Below are 20,814 nucleotides of genomic sequence, written 5' to 3' on the forward strand. Positions count from 1 at the left end.
AATAATATACAGCTGAATTTCAGCTTTATACAACTCCATGTCGACAGGCATGGAGTTTTTTATTTTTAATTGGTACTAAAATTGAAGTACTATTGCCTAAACAGTAAACAATTAACACCATGAAACCTTTTTATCTCTCCTTTTCGGCCCTTTTAGTCATCTTCAGCTTTAGCAATTGTGCCAACGGGAAACACCTTCAGGAAGAACCACCCAAGGCTGTTCAGCAGGCTTATTACACTACCTGGACAGGAGGTGTGAAAGGAGCAGGATCTGGGTTTAATTTGTTTATTCCAGTAGCTGCAGATGCAGAGATACAAATGGATACGGTTTTCTTCCGCGGAAGGAAAGGAGTGCTTCAAAAAGAGCAAAATACACCCAATCTTTATGTCGCCCGGTTTAAAGATCCGGGGGAAAAAAAGGATCTGGTGATGCACAGGGATCCAAAAATGGAATATGGAAATGAAGTTCCTCTAAGGATTGAAAAAATTCCCTTTGAACTTGCCGAAGGGGAAGCTGTAGTGAGATATACCAGGAATGGTAAAGAGAAATTCTTCAGGATAAAAGATATTGAGAAAAAGGATTCGGAAGAAGTGCGGCTAAAAAACCCTAAAAACATTCGGCATTAATAGTACATTTGTGAGGAATTCACAAGCAGGAACTATTGGCGCTCTTTCAGAAGCTATTTAAACAAACCTTTATTTACGGTATTGCCACAGTGGTGCCCAGGATGTTGTCCTTCCTGCTTACACCGTTGTATACGGAATATCTTCCGAAAGAGGAATATGGAGAAGTTTCTATTGTCTTCGCCTGGATCGTATTTTTTAACGTAGTTCTGGCCTATGGGATGGAAACCTCTTTTTTTCGTTTTTTTCATAAAGAAGAACATCGGGAAAAAGTTACTGCGACTTCCAGTATTTCGATTCTGGTATCTACAGCAGTCTTTCTTGTTCTGGCCTTCCTGTTCAGAGATTCCATAGCAGCCGGGACTGATATTGGCGCTTATTACCTCAATTATGTTATTTTTATCCTGGCTTTAGATGCTCTGGTGGTAATACCTTTTGGATGGCTCCGTGCAAAGGAAAAACCGGGAGTTTATTCAGCGATCAAGATAGGAAATGTGGCGGTTAATCTGGGGCTAAATGTTTTCTTCATCATGTGGCTTCCGGAATTGGCATCCAAAAATACCTTTTTTGAGAGCCTTTATATTCCCGATTTCGAAATCGCATACATCTTCATTGCCAATCTCATTGCAAGCGCACTTACGTTAGTGGTAATGCTGCCTTTTTATCTGAAGTTGAAATACACTTTCGATTCAGGTTTGTGGAAACAAATGATGAAATATGGTACCCCTATTCTTCTGGCGGGTATTGCTTTTGCGATTAACGAAGTCGTGGACAAGATTCTTCTCGGTAGTATATTGCCTGAAGGGATCGCGAAGGCTGAAGTCGGTGCATATGCGGCCTGTTATAAATTGGCTCTTTTTATGACCCTTTTTGCCACTGCTTTTAGAATGGGGATTGAGCCATTTTTTTTTAGCCACGCAAAGGAGAAAAATGCGGCCGTGACTTACGCAACAATTACTAAATATTTCGTCATTTTTGGAGCAGTTATATTTCTGCTCGTTATTATTTTTTCAGATTTACTAAAGGTGCTCATAATTCGGGATGAGTCCTATTGGGAAGCCATGGTAGTAGTTCCAATGATCCTGCTGGCCAACTTTTTCCTGGGAATCTACCACAACCTTTCTGTATGGTACAAGGTGAGCGACCGCACCCGTTTTGCGGCTTATATTTCCGGCTTTGGAGCTGCACTCACTCTTATCCTTAACTTTTGGCTTATTCCGTACTACAGCTATGTGGGATCGGCTATTGCGACCCTGGCGGCTTACGGCAGTATGATGTTGCTTTCCTATTACTTCGGAAGGAAATATTATCCCATTCCCTATGACCTCAAGCGTATAGGAGGCTACCTCCTGGTTTCGATCAGCTTTTCTGTGGTCTATTTCTATGTTTTTAGAAATAATTATTACATCGGGAGTATATTAATTCTTATCTTTTTTGCCCTTATTTATTACGCCGAAAAAGATCAGTTAAAACAGCTTTTGAAGAAGGCATAATCCTGCTTCTTCTGAAGAAAATTAAATAGAATGAACGTAAAAATAATCAACAAATCAAAGCACGAATTACCCGCTTATGAGACCGGTTCCTCTGCAGGGATGGATCTGCGGGCAAATATTTCTGAATCTGTTTCGTTAAAACCACTGGAGAGAGTTATCATTAAGACGGGTTTATTCATTGAATTGCCTGTTGGATACGAGGCACAGGTAAGACCCCGAAGCGGTTTGGCTGCCAAAAAAGGTATTACCGTACTCAATTCTCCCGGCACTATAGATGCCGATTATCGTGGTGAAATCGGGGTGATCCTCGTGAATCTTTCCAACGAAGAATTCACTATTCAGGATGGGGAACGTATTGCGCAAATGGTAATTTCCCGACATGAACATATCACCTGGAAAGAAGTGGAGAATCTCGAAGAGACCTCCCGCGGCACAGGTGGCTTTGGAAGCACCGGAGTATAAGTTGGCAGTATTCAGTGCTCAGTCGGCGGGTTAAACCCCCCAATAATTAAAAACGAAAACAAACGAATAACAGAGTCGGGATTTTTAATCTCATGTCTCAGATCTCAAATCTAATATCTAAAAAATGAAAATCATAGTTCCCATGGCGGGTCGCGGGTCGCGACTACGTCCTCATACTTTAACTGTTCCAAAACCTTTAATTCCTATTGCCGGTAAACCAATTGTACACCGTCTTGTAGAAGATATTGCCAAAGTACTCGATGAAAAAATAGACGAGATAGCTTTCATAATTGGCGAAGATTTTGGCGATAAGGTTGAAAAGGATCTTAAAGAAATTGCCCAAACCCTGGGAGCCAAAGGAACAATCTATTATCAGGATAAGCCTCTTGGAACAGGACATGCGATCATGTGCGCCAAAGACTCTTTGGAAGGTCCGGCTGTGATCGCTTACGCCGATACACTTTTTAAGGCCGATTTTACGTTAGATAAAGAAGCCGATGCGGTAATATGGGTGAAACAGGTAGAAAATCCATCAGCCTATGGCGTAGTGAAGTTAAACGAGAAGCGTGAGATCACCGATCTTGTTGAAAAACCTACAGATTATGTTTCAGACCTGGCAGTTATTGGAATCTACTACTTCAAAGATGTTGCGGTATTAAAAAATGAGCTGCAGGGAGTGTTGGACAATAACATAATTCGTGGCGGTGAATACCAGATCAATGACGGGATCGAATCCATGAAGCAAAAAGGTGCGAGGTTCGTTCCCGGGAAAGTAGATGAATGGATGGACTGCGGGAATAAGCAGGTAACGGTAGAAACCAACACTCGAATGCTGAAATTTCTTCAGGATGACGGAGAAGAACTTGTGGCTTCCAACGTGGAAATGGAAAATTCTGAAATTATTGAACCTTGTTTCATCGGGGAGAACGTGGTACTCAAAAATGCCAAAATTGGACCTAATGTTTCTATTGGGAACGGAACAAAAATTACTAATTCAACAATAAAGAACAGCCTGATCCAGACTTTTGCAGAAGTCCAAAATGCCGATTTGAACAACGCTATGATTGGGAACTTTGCTAAATTCAATGGTAAGTTTACCGAAATTAGTATTGGCGATTACTCTGTACTGGAATAGATATCGTGGCAGTAAAAATGCATGAAAAAATATCTTTACATAATCCCATTTTTGACCCTGCTGCCGGTGGGAAATGTTTCCTATGCCCAGGAGAAACAGAAGCCGGTGGTGGAAATGGCCCAGGATGACCTGGGAAATGTAACAGATGCTTTTCAGGAACATTTTTTTGAAGCTCTTAAGCAAAAGGCGATTGAGAATCATGAGAAGGCTATAGATGCATTAGTGCAAGCCCTTGCATTAAAACCCGATGAGCCTGTAGTTTATCTTGAGCTGGGCAAAAATTATAATGCTCTTGGTCAATATTCCCAGGCTGCGGTATATCTGGAAAAAGGCCGGAAAGCAGTTCCCAAAAATGAGGGAATTCTGGAAGAACTTTATACCACGTATTTTCAAAGTAAGGAATATGATAGGGCTCTACCTGTGGTAAAGGATTTGGCAAGGCTGAACCCTGCTTTTTCCGAAGATCTGGTAAATCTGTATATCCAGAATGAGCAGTACGAGGCAGCACTTGGTTTGCTGGACTCGCTGGATAATACTAAAGGCTCCAGTACCTACAGGGAAAGTCTGCGGCGACAGGTTTATGCCCGCACCAATAATGTGGAGGCACAAATTAATGATCTGCAGGAGAATATTGAAGACAATCCGCAGGATGAGAAAGACTATCTCAACCTGATCTTTGTCTACAGTGAAAATGGGCAGGTGGAGAAGGCTTTTGAGACGGCAAAAGAGCTGTTGGCTATGAATCCCGATTCTGAGCTTGTCCATCTGGCCCTGTACAAGTTCTACATTGCCGGTGATGAAGCTGAAAAGGCAGTAAAATCTATGAATGTCCTGCTCAACAGTGATCAAATTGACGAGGTTACAAAATATCAGGCGCTCAATGATTTTTTAATATATGTCACCGAAAATCCTTCTTTGGAAGAAGATTTGATACAGCTGGTACAGGTATTCTCAGAAAAAGAAAACAATCTCAAGGTTTATAAGCAGTTGGGAACTTTCTTTATCGAAAAGGGAAATAAGGCAGAAGCCTTAAATTATTACAGGACTGCTCTTGAGCATGAAAAAGATGATTTCGGATTATACCGTGATGTAATAAAACTGGTAGCTGAAGCCGCAAATTTTGAAGAGGTAAAACTACTAAGCCAAAAAGGATTAGAGATCTTCCCGACTCAAGCCTGGCTGTTCCTTATGGAAGGCACAGCACACAACGTGCTTAAAGACTTTAAAAAAGCTGAAGAAGCGTTGCTCACCGGCCTGGATTATCTCATTGAGGATCCCGAAAACGAAAAGGAATTTTACAGGCAATTAGCTGTGACATATAATGGGCTCAATCAAGCCCAGAAAGCTGAAGAGGCTTTAAAAAAAGCTGAAAAAATAAATTAAAACTGAATGACCTACAAACGGATTATCCCCCTGCTTCTTTTAACTCTAATTCTTTTCTCCTCCTGTGGTGGGGCAAGAAAAGCTAAAATGGGCACTGTAGCTCCCGAAGATGCTGCTGTTGCGGCCGTAGTCAACCAACACTATGATAATGAGGTTGATTTTGAAACCTTACAGGGAAAGCTTGGCTTAAACTATCAGACTAAGGAAAGAAGCCAGAGCGTGACAGTGAACTTCAGGATGAAAAAGGATGATACTATCTGGATGAGTGGCCAGTTGCTGGGGATACCCCTGGCGAAGGTGATGATCACTCCCAACTCGGTTCAGTTCTATGAGAAAATCACAAAAACTTACTTCAATGGAGATTTCAGTTTATTGAGCGATTTGTTGGGGACTCCGCTGGATTACCAAAAGGTTCAGAATCTTTTGCTGGGGCAAACCATTTATGACCTTAGAGATGAAAGATATAAGTTGACAGAATCTGCCCGGGGTTATCAACTACAGCCTGTTCAGGAGAATTTTCTTAAGCGTATGTTCCTGCTCGACGCGGGAAATTTCAAAGCCGTCGCACAGCAACTGGGGCAGGAGCGTGAAAACAGGAGTGTAACAGTCACTTATCCCGAATATCAAAAGGTTCAGGGACAAATTTTCCCATCGCAAATTCAGATTATTGCCACTCAAGCTGCCGATAATACAAGAATTGACATGAGCTTTAGAAACATTGAATTCAATGTTCCGGTTTCATTTCCTTTTTCAATACCTTCGGGCTACGAAGAAATTAGCATAGAATGAAGATAAAGGTTCTACTACGACTTGCCTTTTTTGCAGGATTTTTATTGTTGAGTCTCCATGGCTTTGCTCAGGAAAATAAGCGGGAGGAGCTGGAACAGCGTAGGCTGGAGTTACAGCAAGAGATCAAGAGGATTAATTCTTTGCGTACTTCAAATCTACAAAAGCAAAAGTCCATACTTACCGAGGTAGAAGACCTCGACCAGCAAATTCGTACGACAGAAAATCTTATTCGGGTAACAAATCAACAGGCGAATTTACTCACCCGTGAGATCAATACTAATCAAAATAAGATTGGTGAGCTTCGCAAGGAGCTGGAGCAGCTCAAGGAAGACTACAGCAAAATGATCCGCCGGTCTTATAAAAGTAAATCTCAGCAAAGCAGGATCATGTTCCTTCTTTCATCGGAAAACTTTTTGCAAGCCTATAAAAGACTTCAGTATATGAAGCAGTATGCAAATTACAGGCATCAACAAGGGGAGGAGATAAAGATCCGAACAGGAGAGCTTCAGGAGCTTAATCAAAGTCTGGCAGAACAGAAGAAGGCAAAGGATAAACTTATTGCTGAAAACCGTCAAACCCGGGCGCAACTTGATAAGAGCAGAAAACAGCAGCAGGGACTAATTGCCGAAGTACGTAAAAAGGAGGGGCAGTTTGCATCACAGTTGCGTAAAAAGCAGCAGGAAATTAATGCTATTGACCGCGAGATTGAAAGAATAATTGAGGAAGCCATTGCGGCAAACAATAAAGCCGAGGGTTCTACATCAAGAAGTGTTTTTAAACTAACGCCTGAGGCAAAAGCCCTTGCCGCCGATTTTGAAAAGAATAAAGGACAATTGCCGTGGCCGGTAAGGACCGGAACCGTTGTTTTACGATTTGGAACCCAGCCTCACCCCATTGTGAAAACGGCTACTATGAACAGCAATGGAGTAAGGATCGCTACAGATCCTAATACAAAGGCCAGGGCCGTATTTGGAGGTACTGTGAGTGAGATTATTGCGGTAAAGGGATCCAGTCTTATGGTCATGGTTAGACATGGTGACTACATAACAATCTATAACCACCTGGAATCTGTTGATGTTCGAAAAGGACAGCAGGTTTCCCTGGGCCAGGATCTTGGAGATATTGCGATAAACAAGACCGATGGGAGAACAACCCTGTACTTCGTGATGTACAAAAATAATCAAAAGTTAAATCCCGAGGAATGGATCTATCAGATGTAATTTTTGAAAGAGTCAAGAATCAAGACATGAGAGCCAAGACTCATAGGAATGAAGGAAGACTTTACAACACGTTTAGAACCTAAAAAAATCCGGTAGGTTCTGTATTTTAGCTCCGGAGAAGCGACATATTTCTGGAAACGGAATCAAAGGAAACCAGGAGCTCCAGAGGAGCGGTATATTTTTTTTTGAGGTTTAGGAATATAGTCCTACCTAATGTAATTTAATAATCACCTACGAATTTACAAACAAGGCCTTAAGCTCTGTAGCGTCAGCCGGCTTCATTTTTCCTGCCAAAACAAGACTAAGTTGTTTGCGGCGCAAAGCTGCGTCGTAACGTTGTTTTTCCAGTTCAGTTTCGGGTTCCAGAGGAGGGATACTTACAGGAGTTCCGGTCTCATCAACAGCAACGAAAGTATAAATGGCTTCGTTGGCTTTGCTACGTCGCCCACTCTCACGATCCTCTACCCACACATCAATATAGATTTCCATTGAAGACTTAAAAGCCCTTGAAACTTTTGCTTCCACGGTCACCACACTTCCCAGAGGTACTGCTTTATTAAAAGCTACATGATTGACCGAGGCGGTAACTACTATTCTGCGGCTGTGCCTACGAGCGGCAATACTGGCTGCGCGATCCATACGCGCGAGTAGTTCCCCTCCAAAAAGGTTGTTTAAAGGGTTTGTTTCGCTTGGGAGAACAAGATCTGTAAGGGTAGTTTTTGATTCTTCGGGAGTTCTGGCTTGCATTTCTGAATTTTCGGCAAAGGTAAGCTGCTTAGGATTAAAAAAGACTTAAGACCTTATTAAAAAGTAAGTGGGGCACTATTTAACGGGTAATAATGACTTTAAAGGCTCAGTCATTTAACCTAGAGTACAAAAAAAGCAAAGGAATAAAGCATTAATTACAGCCGAAATGAGGTAGCCTGAATTTCTTTTACTGCTAATTAAAAAATAAGGTAGGTAAATTAATTTACAGTTTTTCCACAAGTAGCCAGGCTCCTGGATTGGTCTTTTTCACCCTGTAAAGCTCATTTATAGCATCCCTGCGGCTTTCGTGACTGCTGGATAAAACCTGGTGAAGACCGAATCTGTTTTCACCAATCTGTCTGGCCTTAAAGCCCTGTTCCTTTAATTCCTCAACTGCTTTTGCAGCATTCTCGGCTTCTCTAAAGGCACCTGCAACAATATGGAAATCCCCTGTTTGTTTTGAAACCTTTAAAGTAACGGCAGGAAGTGGATTGTCAATTACAAAAGTAGCTTGCTGGATTTGACTTTCCAGTTTGGAAACAGCTTTTTGTTGTTCGGCAATATTGTGTTCGCTTACCTGATCGGTATAAACATTAAATCCGGCAGCACCGCTAAGGCCAATAGCAAGAAGGCTTACAGCTGCGTACTTTAACCAGCGTCCAGATCTTCTTTCGGGAGTAAAGGCAACGGGAGCTTTTTCTTCCAGTTCTTCAGCCTGTTGTTTGTAAACTTCTCTGGAAACACTGGACCTTTTAAAGGAACCCAGTCCGAATGCTTCTTTCAGGAAATTCGTTTGTGTAGCAGGTTCAAATTGTAATTTCTCACCTTCATTCAAGGTAAAAGAACCTACATTTTCAAAATTCACCGTTCTGTTCTTTTCCAGTACAAGTTCGAGCTCGTGAACAAAATAATTGATCTGTTCAATAGCAGCATCATAGGAAACATTTTCAGCCTCCATGATGTAATTCGCCAAAAGACCGTCGTTCTTAACCAACTGACGGTTAAAAGAAACCGTTTTTTTTGGAGGATAAAACTCCTGAGTAGATTGACGTATGCCTGCCGAGTGTTGTTGAGTGATAAAAGCTCCAAATCCCGGAAGGATCACGCATTCGTATCGGTATAATAGATCGTGGATGTAATTTGCTACTGCCATTGAAACAAATGTAGAAATTTTTATTTTCTCAAAAAACAGGCTTCACATATTTTATTAACAAATTTTTGCTCTATTTTTCAGGCTTTAATTTTGACATGGAAGTTTCTGATTTACAGTTTGTTTTAGCCCTTCAGCATGTTCCAAATCTTGGGGATGCATCGGCTAAAAAACTTATCCGTCACACGGGTTCTGCCGAAGCGGTTTTTAAGGAAAAAAAATCTGCTTTACTTAAAATAGATGGTATAGGCAGTACGAAGCTCAACGATCTTTTTTCATCCAAAAATCTTGAAGCTGCCGAAAAGGAGTTGGAGTATATCTTTAAAAATGACATTAGAACATTGTATTTTCAGGATAAAGACTATCCCGAGAAATTAAAACATTGTTTGGATGGTCCCATCCTGCTTTTCCAACGGGGAAACATAGATCTTATCAACAAAAAAATCTTAAGCATTGTTGGCACACGCAGGGCAACCACACACGGAGTGGCTTTTGTTGAGAAATTCATAGAAGAGCTTGCACCGCTGGACCCTGTAATAGTATCGGGTTTTGCCTATGGAATTGATATAGCTGCACAAAAGGCAGCCATGAAATACAATTTGCAAACTATTGGTTGCCTTGCGCATGGTCTAAACCAGATCTATCCCGGGGTGCATCAAAAATATATTGCAGGAGTAGAAGAAAACGGCGGATTCTTAACCGATTTTTGGAGTACAGATATTTTTGACCGTAATAATTTTTTAAAACGGAACCGTATAATAGCCGGGCTTAGTGAGGCTACCGTCGTTATAGAAAGTGCTGAAAAAGGAGGTTCCCTTGTAACTGCCGATATTGCAAATTCCTATAACCGGGAAGTTTTTGCAGTGCCCGGTCGACCTACAGACCTGCAGAGCAAAGGCTGTAATATGCTTATTAAATCCCAGCAGGCTCATGTGTTAACCTCTGCGGCAGATGTTGTGTATATCCTTAACTGGTTACCAGATTCTAAGACCAAACCTGTCCAAAAGCAGCTTTTTGTAGAGCTCGAGGAAGATGAACAGGCTCTTTACGGCTATTTGAAAGACAAAGGTAAAGAGCAACTCGATCTAATTGCCCTCAACTGTAGTATTCCCACATTCAAGGCCGCAAGCCTTTTGCTCAACATGGAACTTAAAGGAGTAGTGCGACCTCTGCCTGGAAAATTATTTGAAGCAGTCTAATATCCTAACTTCTTTCTAACTCTGTTTAGTACCTCATGGGCTACTTTTCGGGCTTTTTCGGCTCCTACCTCAAGTGCCTCTTCTATTTTTTCAGGGTTTTCCATATAGTAATTGTACTGGGAGCGTTCTTTCTCGAATCTTGTGATCAATAGCTCGTAAAGCGCCTGTTTGGCATGACCATAACCAAAACCTCCAGCCTCATATTTCTGTCGCATTTCTGCTGTCTGCTCTTTGGTGGCTACAAGTTTATAGATGTTGAATACATTATCGGTATCAGGATCTTTGGGATCTTCCAGTGGTGTGCTATCCGTTTGAATAGCCATGATCTGCTTTCTAAGCTGCTTGTCGGGCAGGAAGAGGTTGATGATATTGCCTTTGGACTTACTCATCTTTTCGCCGTCTGTTCCCGGTACATACATGGTTTCTTCAGAAACGCGGGCATCGGGCATTACAAATGTTTCTCCCATTTTTGCATGGAAGCGGGAGGCCACATCCCTTGTCATTTCCAGGTGTTGTAATTGATCTTTCCCTACCGGCACAATTTCGGCATCATACAAAAGAATATCTGCAGCCATTAGAATGGGATAATCGAAAAGCCCTGCGTTCACGTCCTCAAGTCTGTCGGCTTTATCTTTAAAAGAATGGGCCAGTGTCAACCTTTGATATGGGAAAAAACAATTGAGGTACCAGGTAAGCTCTGTCACCTGTGGGATATCGCTTTGTCTGTAGAACACCGTTTTGTCAACATCAAGACCAAAAGCCAGCCAGGTTGCTGCCGTAGAGAGAGTATTATCCCTTAAAATTTTGGGATCCTTTATTTGGGTAAGCGTATGGAGATTTGCTATAAATAAAAATGAATCATTCTTTGGTTTGTTTGCCATTTCCACGGCGGGGATAATCGCTCCTAAAATGTTTCCAAGGTGAGGAGTACCGGTACTTTGTACTCCCGTAAGAATTCTTGACATTGGCTTTTTATATTTTTCTACAAAGGTATCCTTTTTAAGGAATACCTTCAATTCAATTCCTTACTTTTGGCCGCATGTACATACTTAGGTCTTTCCTGGTTGTCTTATGGAGAATATGGTTCTACATCTTGATGGCCATTCCCATAATCGTATTTTTTCCGGTTTTACTTTTGTTTACTTCCCGCACGAAGTTCTACCCGCAATTTTTTATGATCGCCCGCTGGTGGGCTTTGTTTATTCTCTACGGAATGGGATTTTATCCAAAGATCAAACGGGAGCAGAAACTGGTAAAAGGGGAAAGTTACATGCTTGTAGCAAATCATACGTCGATGACCGATATTATGCTCATGCTTGCAGTTGTGAAGAGCCCTTTTGTTTTTGTCGGAAAAAAAGAGCTGGTCAAAATTCCCCTTTTTGGATACTTCTATAAACGCACCTGCATCTTGGTTGACCGTGGAAATCAAAGAAGCCGGAAAGAAGTTTTTGATAGTGCTCAACGCAGGCTAAACAATGGTACCAGCATTTGTATTTTTCCCGAAGGTGGTGTGCCCTCAGATACTTCGCTCCTTCTCGATACCTTTAAAGACGGGGCTTTTAGACTGGCAATAGCGCATCAAATCCCTATTGTGCCACTCGTATTCTTTGACAACAAAAAACGGTTTCCTTATATTTTCACAAAAGGTAGTCCTGGAAGAATGAGGGTGAAAATTAAAGAATTTATACCTACACAAGGCCTGGGGCAAGAGAATAAAAAGGAAATCAGAGAAAAGACCTGGAATATTATCCAACAGGAATTAATGAATGATCAACGGGCTTAAAATTTGAAACTAAACCCGGTATAGACTCCAAAAAAGTAGGGTTGCACGTCTCCCGTGGGTCTATCAAATGTATTTATTTGATACTTTAGAATAGGCTCCAGGTTGAGCTTAAATTTTTCTGAAAGATTATAATCCACTCCAAGCCCAAGGTTTGCACTAAAGCTTACATCATTAAGATTTTCGGCCTTTCCTGCTGCAGAAATGTTGCCAGTGTTAAGGGTAACTTCATTTTCATCCAGGAAAAGTGTACTTCCCCCTCCAATAAGATTTAGTTCGAGCTTCTTCTCTACAAGGTTAATTTCAAATTCTACGGGAACTTCAATATATCCCATCTTCTGGTTTAAGTTCCCCTGAGTAATTATTCCTGAAGGCGTACGATTCGTGCTACTTCGGGTCCTGCCATTCACACCGCCTGTGACCATTTTCACATCTGTGTCGTTAATTTTTACCAAAGAAGCATTCCTCACAGAATAAATTCCTGTAGCCGTCCTGTAACCCAGACCGCTGGAACTGTAACTAAGGTCCACCCGGCTTATCCCAGATCTTATTTTTACTCTTTCGCTAATGTTCATGGCCAGTCTCACCCCATAGGAATATGTGACTTCTGCCTCACGGCTGTCATTGTAACCCACGTCAAGAGGGTTTGCTTTGCCCATTTTCCCATAATAGATAGGAGTTGCATGAGTGGAGACCTCAAAATTATTTTTGCGCTCACTGCTGGCAATCTCTATTTCTTCGGAAGGTTTAAGAGCATCAAAGATTGAAGGCTTCAGCTCTTCAGGAATGGAATTCTTTTTTTCTTGCTGAAGCGGAACCTCTGCTACCGGGACAGGTGTGTCAAAAATAGCATTTTTCAAAGCTATTTTTGAAGCAGCTTCCTCAGTGTTTCTTAATTCTTTTCCGGAAGTATTTAGAGCAATTACAGGAGTAGAATTTAGATTTGATTCTTCCTTAGAATAATCATTTTTAACAATGGCCCTCGTTGCTCCCGAAGGAGCTATAATTTCCTGAGAACCAGCCGGGGAAATGGACGGCGAGGCAGGAGGGAGTGTTATTTCTTCTATTTCTTCGTTCGCTACCGCTGCAGGAGGAGGCACAGGAAGTATCCAGTCTCCAAGCATTAGGAGAAACGCCAGTAATGCAGCAACACCGGCATACCTGTACCAAAGAGGAACAACTGCCCGCCGCTTTTGCTTTTCCTGAAGTTTGGCTTCTAAAGATTTCCAAACAGCATCGCGAGGTGCCGCTTCAAAATCCCGAAACTTCTCCTGATAGAGCCGGTCTATGAATTTTTTTTCTTTCATTATACAGAGCGGGCGGCGGTTTTATAAAGGCTGGTTTCTATTTTTTCTTTCAGGATCACTCTGGCCCTTGCCAGGTTGGATTTTGAGGTTCCGGTTGAAATATTCAGCATTTCTGCAATTTCTTTATGAGAAAACCCATCGAGTACGTACAGGTTAAAAACCTGCCTGTACCTGTCGGGCAACTGTTGAATGATCTCGAGTAAATAATCGACAGAAACTTCATCTTCTTCTACTTCAACTTCGGGCTCTTTATGGTAATCATCTTTAATGATTTCAAAAACTGTTTGTTTACGGTATTTTTGAAGGGCAGTGTTGATTACGATCCTTTTCATCCAGCCTTCAAAGGAACCTTTGTTTTTATATTGGGGCATATTCTTAAAGATCATCAAAAATGCGTCCTGGAGGTTGTCTTCTGCCTGTTGATAACTGGAAGAATACTTAAGGCAAACAGGGAACAATTTATGCGCAAACATCTTATAAAGCTGCTCCTGCGCCTTTATGTCCTGCTTTTTGCATTTTTGTATGAGTTGTTTGATGCTCAATATCCCAATCTTTAAGTGCTGTTGAAAAATGGCAGCAAAGTGGCCGCTCTTTTATAGTTCTCCTTTGGTCGCAGAGGGCCATGAGGAAACCTAAATATAGGAATTTCAGCTGGTTCTGCAACACAAATAAAAACCGGCAGGCGGCTAAATGAACTTCTTAAATGTTGTGGGGGGTGAGATTTTTTAAAAAAGGAAGATCGGGAATCGTGAGAGGTTCCCGGTCTTCCGGAGGAATTAGCCTTTAAAATTTCCCTCTTTGTTATGCCTTTTTCACAATACGGGTCGCAGTCATTAGTCTCTGGTCGATCTTTCATAACGGCAATGGCAAATTGGGGTCTCTATTATAGAGATGCAGAAAAGTGGAAATGGTTGCGCCCGAAAAAGAAAAAATCCCGAAAATTTCGGGATTTTAAGTGTTTTTTATGCTTTTGCAACTTTCATGGCCGCCACAATTTTTGTTTCGAGCTCCTCCATAAGATCTGGATTGTCCTTCAACAAAATTTTCACAGCATCACGGCCCTGGCCAAGTTTGGTGTCTTCATAGCTAAACCATGAACCACTCTTTTTAATGATCTCATAATCCACACCTATGTCGATGATCTCTCCAATCTTAGAGACCCCTTCCCCATACATGATGTCAAATTCGGCAGTTTTGAAGGGGGGAGCAACCTTGTTCTTTACAACTTTCACCCTTGTCTTGTTCCCCTGGACTTCGCTATTGCTATCCTTGATTTGGGTTGATCTTCTAATGTCCAGACGAATTGAAGCATAGAATTTCAAGGCGTTTCCTCCTGTAGTAGTTTCAGGATTTCCGAACATTACCCCAATCTTCTCTCTCAACTGGTTGATGAAAATAACGGTACAGTGGGTTTTGCTTATGGAAGCGGTTAACTTTCTAAGTGCCTGAGACATAAGGCGGGCGTGTAATCCCATTTTTGAATCTCCCATCTCACCTTCAATTTCCGACTTTGGCGTTAAGGCAGCAACAGAATCAATTACGATAATGTCAATAGCTCCCGAACGTATCAGGTTATCGGCAATTTCAAGTGCCTGCTCGCCGTTGTCGGGCTGCGAAATGATCAGGTTTTCAAGATCGATCCCGAGTTTTTCAGCATAAAAACGATCAAAGGCATGTTCTGCATCAATAAATGCAGCAATTCCTCCTGCCTTTTGTGCCTCGGCTATGGCGTGTAAGGTAAGGGTTGTTTTACCTGAAGATTCAGGTCCATATATTTCGATAACTCTTCCGCGAGGATATCCTCCAACTCCAAGTGCAAGATCAAGACCTAAAGATCCACTCGGGATCACGTCAACATCAAGGACACTCTGGTCACTCATCTTCATTACTGTCCCTTTTCCATAGGTTTTATCCATCTTGTCAAGGGTGAGCTTTAGGGCTTTTAACTTTGCTTCTTTTTCTTTCTCGTTACTCATCTAATTCTGCTTCTTTTATATGATATTGCTGCTAAAATACTATAAGTTTTTAATAGTGCATAAAATTAATACGCAACCTTTTCTGCTTTTGTGCATCTATTAGGTAAACCAACTATTAACTGTATATGAAATTTTTAAAACGGAATATTATTCTATGTATTTCCGGCAGTTCTGCAGTAGTTAATCTTAGCTGCACCTGCCGCATGGACGGTGGCTAACGTTATTCTTATTTTTAGTTGAATAATTAAAAGTATTAATAACGAATTAGCCGTTCGAAAAAAAATGCCCCGATATGACATCCGGGCATTTTTTCATTTAAAGCCTTATCTTTGCGCAAAATTCTTTAACCTTAAATCATTGGTATAGCATGCAACTGTACAATAAATTAAGCGCTAAAGAAAGGGAGGCTCTACTTGAGGAGGCCGGGGAAGACCGGCTTACGCTCTCTTTCTATCAGTATGCAAAAATTGGAAATCCAGACCTTTTCCGAAATCATCTTTTTATCGCCTGGGACCAAATGGAAGTCCTGGGAAGGATCTACGTGGCTCACGAAGGTATCAACGCTCAACTTTCTGTTCCTGCCAAAAACTTCGGAAAATTTAAAGAATTTCTTGACGGGATCTATTTCCTGGAGAATGTTCGCCTTAACATTGCCATAGAACACGATATCAAATCTTTTCTTAAGCTGAAGGTGAAAGTACGCGATAAGATCCTCGCAGATGGTCTCAATGATGAGACATTTGATGTGACCAACAAAGGAGTGCACGTTGACGCAAAATCATTTAATGAACTTTTGGACGATCCAAACACCATCCTGGTGGATATGCGTAACCATTACGAGAGTGAAATTGGCCACTTTAAAGGCGCAATGACACCCGATGTTGATACTTTTAGAGACAGTCTTGACCTTATTGAAGAAGATATTAAAGATCACAAGGAAGATAAGAACCTTGTAATGTACTGTACCGGCGGAATTCGCTGTGAAAAAGCCAGTGCCTATTACAAGCACAAAGGTTTTCAAAAGGTTTATCAACTTGAGGGAGGGATCATTGAATATGCCCGACAGGTACAAAACCAGAACCTGGAGAATAAATTCCTCGGGAAAAATTTTGTTTTTGATCATCGGCGTGGGGAACGCATAAGTGAAGATGTAATTTCTAATTGTCATCAATGTGGAAAACCCTGTGATGTACATGTGAATTGTGCCAACGAGGCATGTCACCTGTTGTTTATCCAGTGTGAAGAATGTTCGGAGCAAATGAACACCTGCTGTTCGACCGAATGTAAGGACATTGCAGCACTGCCTTATGAAGAGCAAAAAGCCTTGAGAAAAGGCAAGGGAAACAGCAATAAGATCTTTAAAAAAGGGCGTTCTGAGGTTCTTAAATTTAAGAACTGACAATTAGTTACTCAAGAACACGTTCCATAAATAATGGTATATTTACCTCAATAGTTTTTAATAACGTCACAATTCGGGAACGGGATATTCTGTGCCCAGAATTTCAATATATATAATATGGGATGTAGTAGTTGTGCTACCGGCAAAGACGGTCAGCCAAAAGGATGTAAGAATAATGGGACCTGCGGGACCGATGGTTGTAATAAGCTTTCGGTATTCGACTGGTTATCAAATATGGAGCTTCCGCAAGGTATGGAAGCCTTTAATATAGTGGAAGTACGTTTTAAGAACGGCCGGAAACACTTTTTTAAGAATACAGAAAATTTAAGTTTAAGTATAGGTGACGTGGTAGCTACAGAGGCTTCCCCGGGACACGATGTGGGCGTAATATCTTTGGTGGGAGAATTAGTGCGCGTGCAAATGAAGAAGAAAAAGGTGCGACAGGACAGCCCCGAAGTGCTAAAAATATATCGAAAAGCCACCCAGCGTGATATAGATATTTGGCAGGAAGCGCGTGAGCGGGAGGAGAAAATGAAAGTCCGCGCCCGTGAGATCGCTATTCGCCTTAATCTTCAAATGAAGATAAGCGATATTGAATTCCAGGGAGATGCTTCAAAAGCCACTTTTTACTATACTGCTGAAGAAAGAGTTGATTTTAGGCAACTTATCAAAGAATTTGCAAGAGAATTCAACACGCGAATTGAAATGCGGCAGATCGGCTTCAGGCAGGAAGCTTCCCGTCTTGGGGGGATTGGTTCCTGTGGAAGGGAATTGTGTTGCTCTACCTGGCTTACCGATTTCCGAAGCGTAAATACTTCCGCAGCAAGATATCAGCAACTTTCGCTTAACCCTCAGAAACTGGCAGGACAATGCGGCAAGCTGAAGTGTTGCCTCAACTATGAACTGGATACTTACCTGGATGCCCTAAAGGATTTTCCTAAGACAGAAGTAAAGCTGTACACAAAGAAGGGTACTGCAGTGTGTCAAAAAATAGATATTTTCAAAGGATTTTTGTGGTATGCCTATGAGGGCGACTGGAGTAACTGGCATACGCTTACTGTAGAACAGGCGAATACAATTATTAAGGCTAATCAAAAGAAGGAGCCCGTAAATAGCCTGGAAGAATTTGCGGTAGAGGTACAGCAGGAAGAAAAACCAGACTATCACAATGTGGTAGGGCAGGATAGTCTTACCCGTTTTGATTCTAAAGGAACAGGGAAGAAAAAGAGAAAGAACAAACGCAAAAAGAGAAAACCTCAAAAGGATGGATAGAGTATCTGTTTTCATACTCTTTGTGGGAGTTTTGCTTTTTGCATCCTGTGACAAAACCCGGGTTTATGATGAATACGAGTCTATCAACAGTGAATGGCATCGGGATTCGATTGTGAAATTTAATTTTGAAGCGCCAGATACCCTCAATAATTATAACCTGTTTATCAATCTCAGGAATAATTCAGACTACGACTTCAGCAACATTTATTTAATTACAGAACTTAACTTTCCTAATGGTAAAGTTATGAGCGATACCCTTCAATATGAGATGGCTGCGCCTACGGGAGAATGGCTTGGCACGGGCTTTGGTGATGTAAAAGAAAGTAAGCTTTGGTATAAAGAAAATTTGAAGTTTACAGAGCCTGGAGAGTATAGTGTAAACATACAGCAGGCCATGCGTAAGCGGGACAGTGTACAGGGGATTGAAAATCTTGAAGGTATTACTGAAGTGGGTTTTAGAATAGAAGACATTAAACAACAACAATAATAATAGATGGCAAAAACATCTGAAAAAGCAAAAAAAGAGACTGATAAAAAAAGAAATTACAGTCGCTATAAATCCTGGTTTTGGACAATTTTTGCAATAGGAATTTCGGCAATTGTACTCCTTTTCTTGCTGGGAAGCTGGGGGGTGTTCGGTACTATGCCCACTTTTGAAGAACTTGAAAATCCTGAAACGAATCTGGCAACAGAAATTTTCTCTTCAGATGGAGAGACCCTTGGAAAGTATTACAATGAAAACCGTACTCCGGTTAAATACGACGATCTGCCTCAACATTTAGTAGAAGCCCTTGTGGCAACCGAAGATGAGCGTTTTTACGAACACTCGGGAATAGACGCACGGGGAACTTTGCGTGCTGCTGTTTTTCTGGGAGAAAGAGGTGGTGCAAGTACTATTTCTCAACAGCTCGCTAAACAATTGTTTACCCAGGATGTATCTCAAAGCTTCGTGGGACGGGTTTTGCAAAAATTCAAAGAATGGATTATTGCGACCAGGCTGGAACGACAGTATACTAAAGAAGAGATCATCACTATGTATCTCAATAAGTATGACTTTATTTATCAGGCGGTAGGAGTAAGATCGGCTGCGAAAATTTATTTCGATAAAGAACCAAAAGATCTAAGACCTGAAGAGTCTGCTGTTCTGGTGGGAATGTTGGTTAATTCGGCATATTATAATCCAGTACGGCGCCCCGAATTAGTTGAGCAGAGAAGAAATACTGTTCTGGGGCAAATGGAAAAGAACGACTACATCACCGAAGAGGAAAAAGATTCGCTTCAGCAAATTCCAATGAAGATCAAATTTACACCACAAGGGCATGATGAAGGTATTGCAACATACTTTAGGGTTTACCTGCAGGGCTTCATGAAAGACTGGATCGAAAAGAACCCAAAGCCCGATGGAAGTGAATATAATATTTACCGCGACGGATTAAAGATCTACACCAGTATCGACAGCCGCATGCAGGAGTATGCCGAAGAGGCAGTGCAAATGCATATTGCAAATCTTCAGAAGGAATTTGATAAGCAGAACAAGAACAATAAAACAGCTCCTTTTAGGGATATTTCAGAAGAGGAGATCGATAAACTTATCACAGATGCAATGCGTCGCAGTGAACGATGGAGAATTTTAAAGGATAAAGGTTTATCGAATGATGAGATCAGGAAGTCTTTTGATACCCCAACCAAAATGGAGATCTTCTCCTGGAAAGGGAATATAGATACTACGATGACTCCCCGTGATTCCATCTATTATTACAAATCTTTCTTCCAGGCCGGGATGATGTCTATGACTCCGCAAACCGGAGAAGTTAAAGCCTGGGTGGGAGGAACTAACTTTAAGCACTTTAAATACGACCATGTAAAACAGGGAAAAAGACAGGTAGGATCAACATTTAAGCCTTTTGTTTATGCCACCGCAATTGACCAGTTGCACCTGTCACCTTGCGATACATTACCAAAAAGCCTTCATACCATAGAAGCAGGTAAGCACGGGAATCAAAATGACTGGACGCCAAAAAACAGCGGGGGCAAAGATGATGATTACGTAGGAATGGTTAGTCTTAAGAGAGGTTTGGCAGAATCTATCAACACTGTAACTGCCAGGCTCATTGATCGTACTGGCCCCAAGCCTGTAATTGATCTTGTAGGAAAACTAGGTATTGACACTAAAAATATTCCTGAAGTTCCTTCAATTGCACTTGGTACGGCAGACCTGAGCGTATTCGAGATGGTTTCGGCCTACAGCACTTTTGTCAATGAAGGAGTTTATGTGAAGCCGGTAATTGTGACAAGGATCGAAGACAAGAATGGAACTATTCTCTACCAGCACGTGCCCGAAACCCGGGATGTTTTAAGTAAAGAAGCTGCTTACGTTACCCTCAACCTTCTTGAAGGGGTTACGCAGTACGGTTCGGGAACAAGATTGAGAGGCGACTGGGCTGTGAATGACCCATACTACAAAAATGTGGTTACGGGATATCCTTATAATTTCCATAGGGAAGAAATTCCTATTGCAGGGAAAACAGGAACAACCCAAAATCAAAGTGATGGGTGGTTCATTGGAATGGTGCCAAATCTCTCTACCGGAGTATGGGTAGGAGCCGAAGACAGGGCTGTGCACTTTGGTTCCATCAGGTACGGACAAGGAGCAGCAATGGCTCTGCCAATCTGGGGAATCTATATGAAGAAGGTTTATAACGATAAAGACTTAAATATCGCTAAAGGAGCTTTTCCGCGGCCCGAAGTGGTGACAATCCAGACCGATTGTCAGGAGTTTGGACGTGGGGATGAGGATGATGTAGATCGCCTGCCAGACGAACTCGATTTCTGAAAATAAAATAAAATTCTTCCGAATTATTTAGTAAAGGGTCCTTTGT

19 protein-coding genes are annotated in these 20,814 nt (G+C 41.6%); 13 read left to right on the forward strand and 6 right to left on the reverse strand.

All coding sequences use genetic code 11. From position 1 onward, the window contains the following. Positions 1-119: 119 nt before the first annotated feature. The 7 genes from OU683_RS05390 (at position 120) to OU683_RS05420 (ending at position 7,105) form a co-directional block, all read left to right on the forward strand. Positions 120-626 (forward strand): hypothetical protein, encoded by a 507-nt coding sequence (locus OU683_RS05390; RefSeq protein WP_268135999.1) that lies wholly within the window; start codon positions 120-122, stop codon positions 624-626. A 35-nt stretch (positions 627-661) separates the two neighbouring features. Further along, positions 662-2,116, forward strand: coding sequence for an oligosaccharide flippase family protein (locus tag OU683_RS05395; RefSeq protein WP_268136001.1), 1,455 nt, complete (start codon positions 662-664; stop codon positions 2,114-2,116). 30 nt (positions 2,117-2,146) lie between these two features. After that, positions 2,147-2,578, forward strand: coding sequence for a dUTP diphosphatase (gene dut / locus OU683_RS05400; protein ID WP_268136003.1), 432 nt, complete (start codon positions 2,147-2,149; stop codon positions 2,576-2,578). Positions 2,579-2,702: 124 nt separating this feature from the next. Then, complete coding sequence (locus OU683_RS05405; protein ID WP_268136005.1) at positions 2,703-3,713, forward strand: sugar phosphate nucleotidyltransferase; 1,011 nt, start codon at positions 2,703-2,705, stop codon at positions 3,711-3,713. A 21-nt stretch (positions 3,714-3,734) separates the two neighbouring features. After that, positions 3,735-5,096 (forward strand): tetratricopeptide repeat protein, encoded by a 1,362-nt coding sequence (locus OU683_RS05410; RefSeq protein WP_268136007.1) that lies wholly within the window; start codon positions 3,735-3,737, stop codon positions 5,094-5,096. Positions 5,097-5,102: 6 nt separating this feature from the next. Beyond that, positions 5,103-5,885 carry a lipoprotein insertase outer membrane protein LolB1 gene (gene lolB1, locus OU683_RS05415; protein ID WP_268136009.1) on the forward strand — a complete coding sequence of 261 codons (783 nt, stop codon included), beginning with the start codon at positions 5,103-5,105 and terminating at the stop codon, positions 5,883-5,885. Further along, positions 5,882-7,105, forward strand: coding sequence for a murein hydrolase activator EnvC family protein (locus tag OU683_RS05420; protein ID WP_268136011.1), 1,224 nt, complete (start codon positions 5,882-5,884; stop codon positions 7,103-7,105). Before lolB1 ends, OU683_RS05420 begins: the two co-directional genes overlap by 4 nt. A gap of 231 nt (positions 7,106-7,336) precedes the next feature. Here OU683_RS05420 and OU683_RS05425 read toward each other — a convergent pair whose 3' ends face one another. Both OU683_RS05425 and OU683_RS05430 read right to left on the reverse strand, forming a co-directional pair. Further along, positions 7,337-7,852 carry an acyl-CoA thioesterase gene (locus OU683_RS05425; RefSeq protein WP_228913912.1) on the reverse strand — a complete coding sequence of 172 codons (516 nt, stop codon included), beginning with the start codon at positions 7,850-7,852 and terminating at the stop codon, positions 7,337-7,339. A gap of 223 nt (positions 7,853-8,075) precedes the next feature. Continuing rightward, the gene (locus OU683_RS05430) at positions 8,076-9,005 is read right to left on the reverse strand and encodes an HU domain-containing protein (RefSeq protein ID WP_268136014.1); all 930 of its coding nucleotides are present in this window, start codon (positions 9,003-9,005) and stop codon (positions 8,076-8,078) included. Between the two features lie 95 nt (positions 9,006-9,100). On the opposite strand from OU683_RS05430, the gene dprA reads away from it, so the two are divergent. Beyond that, on the forward strand, positions 9,101-10,201 hold the full coding sequence (gene dprA / locus OU683_RS05435; RefSeq protein WP_268136016.1) for a DNA-processing protein DprA: 1,101 nt from the start codon (positions 9,101-9,103) through the stop codon (positions 10,199-10,201). Here the strand turns inward: dprA and trpS are convergent. Then, positions 10,198-11,166: a tryptophan--tRNA ligase gene (gene trpS, locus OU683_RS05440; protein ID WP_268136018.1), complete on the reverse strand. Its 969-nt coding sequence runs from the start codon at positions 11,164-11,166 to the stop codon at positions 10,198-10,200. The two genes, dprA and trpS, sit on opposite strands and share 4 nt — an antisense overlap. 74 nt (positions 11,167-11,240) lie before the next feature. On the opposite strand from trpS, the gene OU683_RS05445 reads away from it, so the two are divergent. Then, positions 11,241-11,984: a lysophospholipid acyltransferase family protein gene (locus OU683_RS05445; protein WP_268136020.1), complete on the forward strand. Its 744-nt coding sequence runs from the start codon at positions 11,241-11,243 to the stop codon at positions 11,982-11,984. On the opposite strand, the gene OU683_RS05450 is transcribed toward OU683_RS05445, so the two are convergent. From OU683_RS05450 to recA, 3 genes are all read right to left on the reverse strand, one after another. Beyond that, complete coding sequence (locus tag OU683_RS05450) at positions 11,981-13,288, reverse strand: putative outer membrane beta-barrel protein (RefSeq protein WP_268136022.1); 1,308 nt, start codon at positions 13,286-13,288, stop codon at positions 11,981-11,983. The two genes, OU683_RS05445 and OU683_RS05450, sit on opposite strands and share 4 nt — an antisense overlap. Continuing rightward, on the reverse strand, positions 13,288-13,830 hold the full coding sequence (locus tag OU683_RS05455; protein ID WP_268136024.1) for an RNA polymerase sigma factor: 543 nt from the start codon (positions 13,828-13,830) through the stop codon (positions 13,288-13,290). The genes OU683_RS05450 and OU683_RS05455 overlap by 1 nt, the downstream gene beginning before the upstream one ends. 420 nt (positions 13,831-14,250) lie before the next feature. Beyond that, positions 14,251-15,264: a recombinase RecA gene (gene recA / locus OU683_RS05460; protein WP_029034338.1), complete on the reverse strand. Its 1,014-nt coding sequence runs from the start codon at positions 15,262-15,264 to the stop codon at positions 14,251-14,253. A gap of 367 nt (positions 15,265-15,631) precedes the next feature. On the opposite strand from recA, the gene trhO reads away from it, so the two are divergent. The 4 genes from trhO to OU683_RS05480 all read left to right on the forward strand — a co-directional run bounded on the left by trhO (position 15,632) and on the right by OU683_RS05480 (position 20,768). Then, positions 15,632-16,663: an oxygen-dependent tRNA uridine(34) hydroxylase TrhO gene (trhO, locus tag OU683_RS05465; RefSeq protein ID WP_268136027.1), complete on the forward strand. Its 1,032-nt coding sequence runs from the start codon at positions 15,632-15,634 to the stop codon at positions 16,661-16,663. Positions 16,664-16,780: 117 nt separating this feature from the next. Then, the gene (locus OU683_RS05470; protein ID WP_268136029.1) at positions 16,781-17,935 is read left to right on the forward strand and encodes a PSP1 domain-containing protein; all 1,155 of its coding nucleotides are present in this window, start codon (positions 16,781-16,783) and stop codon (positions 17,933-17,935) included. Continuing rightward, on the forward strand, positions 17,928-18,422 hold the full coding sequence (locus OU683_RS05475; protein ID WP_268136031.1) for a gliding motility lipoprotein GldH: 495 nt from the start codon (positions 17,928-17,930) through the stop codon (positions 18,420-18,422). The genes OU683_RS05470 and OU683_RS05475 overlap by 8 nt, the downstream gene beginning before the upstream one ends. Positions 18,423-18,428: 6 nt before the next feature. Then, positions 18,429-20,768: a penicillin-binding protein 1A gene (locus OU683_RS05480; protein ID WP_268136033.1), complete on the forward strand. Its 2,340-nt coding sequence runs from the start codon at positions 18,429-18,431 to the stop codon at positions 20,766-20,768. Positions 20,769-20,814: the final 46 nt, after the last annotated feature.

Source organism: Salinimicrobium sp. TH3 (assembly GCF_026676115.1).
Classification (GTDB): domain Bacteria; phylum Bacteroidota; class Bacteroidia; order Flavobacteriales; family Flavobacteriaceae; genus Salinimicrobium.

What these genes read in the sequence shown, in the direction of transcription:
- OU683_RS05450 (WP_268136022.1), bottom strand. Translation starts at nt 13,288, where the DNA reads ATGAAAGAAAAAAAATTCATAGACCGGCTCTATCAGGAGAAGTTTCGG.
- OU683_RS05430 (WP_268136014.1), bottom strand. Translation starts at nt 9,005, where the DNA reads ATGGCAGTAGCAAATTACATCCACGATCTATTATACCGATACGAATGC.
- OU683_RS05410 (WP_268136007.1), top strand. Translation starts at nt 3,735, where the DNA reads ATGAAAAAATATCTTTACATAATCCCATTTTTGACCCTGCTGCCGGTG.
- trhO (WP_268136027.1), top strand. Translation starts at nt 15,632, where the DNA reads ATGCAACTGTACAATAAATTAAGCGCTAAAGAAAGGGAGGCTCTACTT.
- trpS (WP_268136018.1), bottom strand. Translation starts at nt 11,166, where the DNA reads ATGTCAAGAATTCTTACGGGAGTACAAAGTACCGGTACTCCTCACCTT.
- OU683_RS05470 (WP_268136029.1), top strand. Translation starts at nt 16,781, where the DNA reads ATGGGATGTAGTAGTTGTGCTACCGGCAAAGACGGTCAGCCAAAAGGA.
- lolB1 (WP_268136009.1), top strand. Translation starts at nt 5,103, where the DNA reads ATGACCTACAAACGGATTATCCCCCTGCTTCTTTTAACTCTAATTCTT.
- dprA (WP_268136016.1), top strand. Translation starts at nt 9,101, where the DNA reads ATGGAAGTTTCTGATTTACAGTTTGTTTTAGCCCTTCAGCATGTTCCA.
- OU683_RS05405 (WP_268136005.1), top strand. Translation starts at nt 2,703, where the DNA reads ATGAAAATCATAGTTCCCATGGCGGGTCGCGGGTCGCGACTACGTCCT.
- OU683_RS05445 (WP_268136020.1), top strand. Translation starts at nt 11,241, where the DNA reads ATGTACATACTTAGGTCTTTCCTGGTTGTCTTATGGAGAATATGGTTC.
- OU683_RS05390 (WP_268135999.1), top strand. Translation starts at nt 120, where the DNA reads ATGAAACCTTTTTATCTCTCCTTTTCGGCCCTTTTAGTCATCTTCAGC.
- OU683_RS05480 (WP_268136033.1), top strand. Translation starts at nt 18,429, where the DNA reads ATGGCAAAAACATCTGAAAAAGCAAAAAAAGAGACTGATAAAAAAAGA.
- OU683_RS05425 (WP_228913912.1), bottom strand. Translation starts at nt 7,852, where the DNA reads ATGCAAGCCAGAACTCCCGAAGAATCAAAAACTACCCTTACAGATCTT.
- dut (WP_268136003.1), top strand. Translation starts at nt 2,147, where the DNA reads ATGAACGTAAAAATAATCAACAAATCAAAGCACGAATTACCCGCTTAT.
- recA (WP_029034338.1), bottom strand. Translation starts at nt 15,264, where the DNA reads ATGAGTAACGAGAAAGAAAAAGAAGCAAAGTTAAAAGCCCTAAAGCTC.
- OU683_RS05420 (WP_268136011.1), top strand. Translation starts at nt 5,882, where the DNA reads ATGAAGATAAAGGTTCTACTACGACTTGCCTTTTTTGCAGGATTTTTA.
- OU683_RS05475 (WP_268136031.1), top strand. Translation starts at nt 17,928, where the DNA reads ATGGATAGAGTATCTGTTTTCATACTCTTTGTGGGAGTTTTGCTTTTT.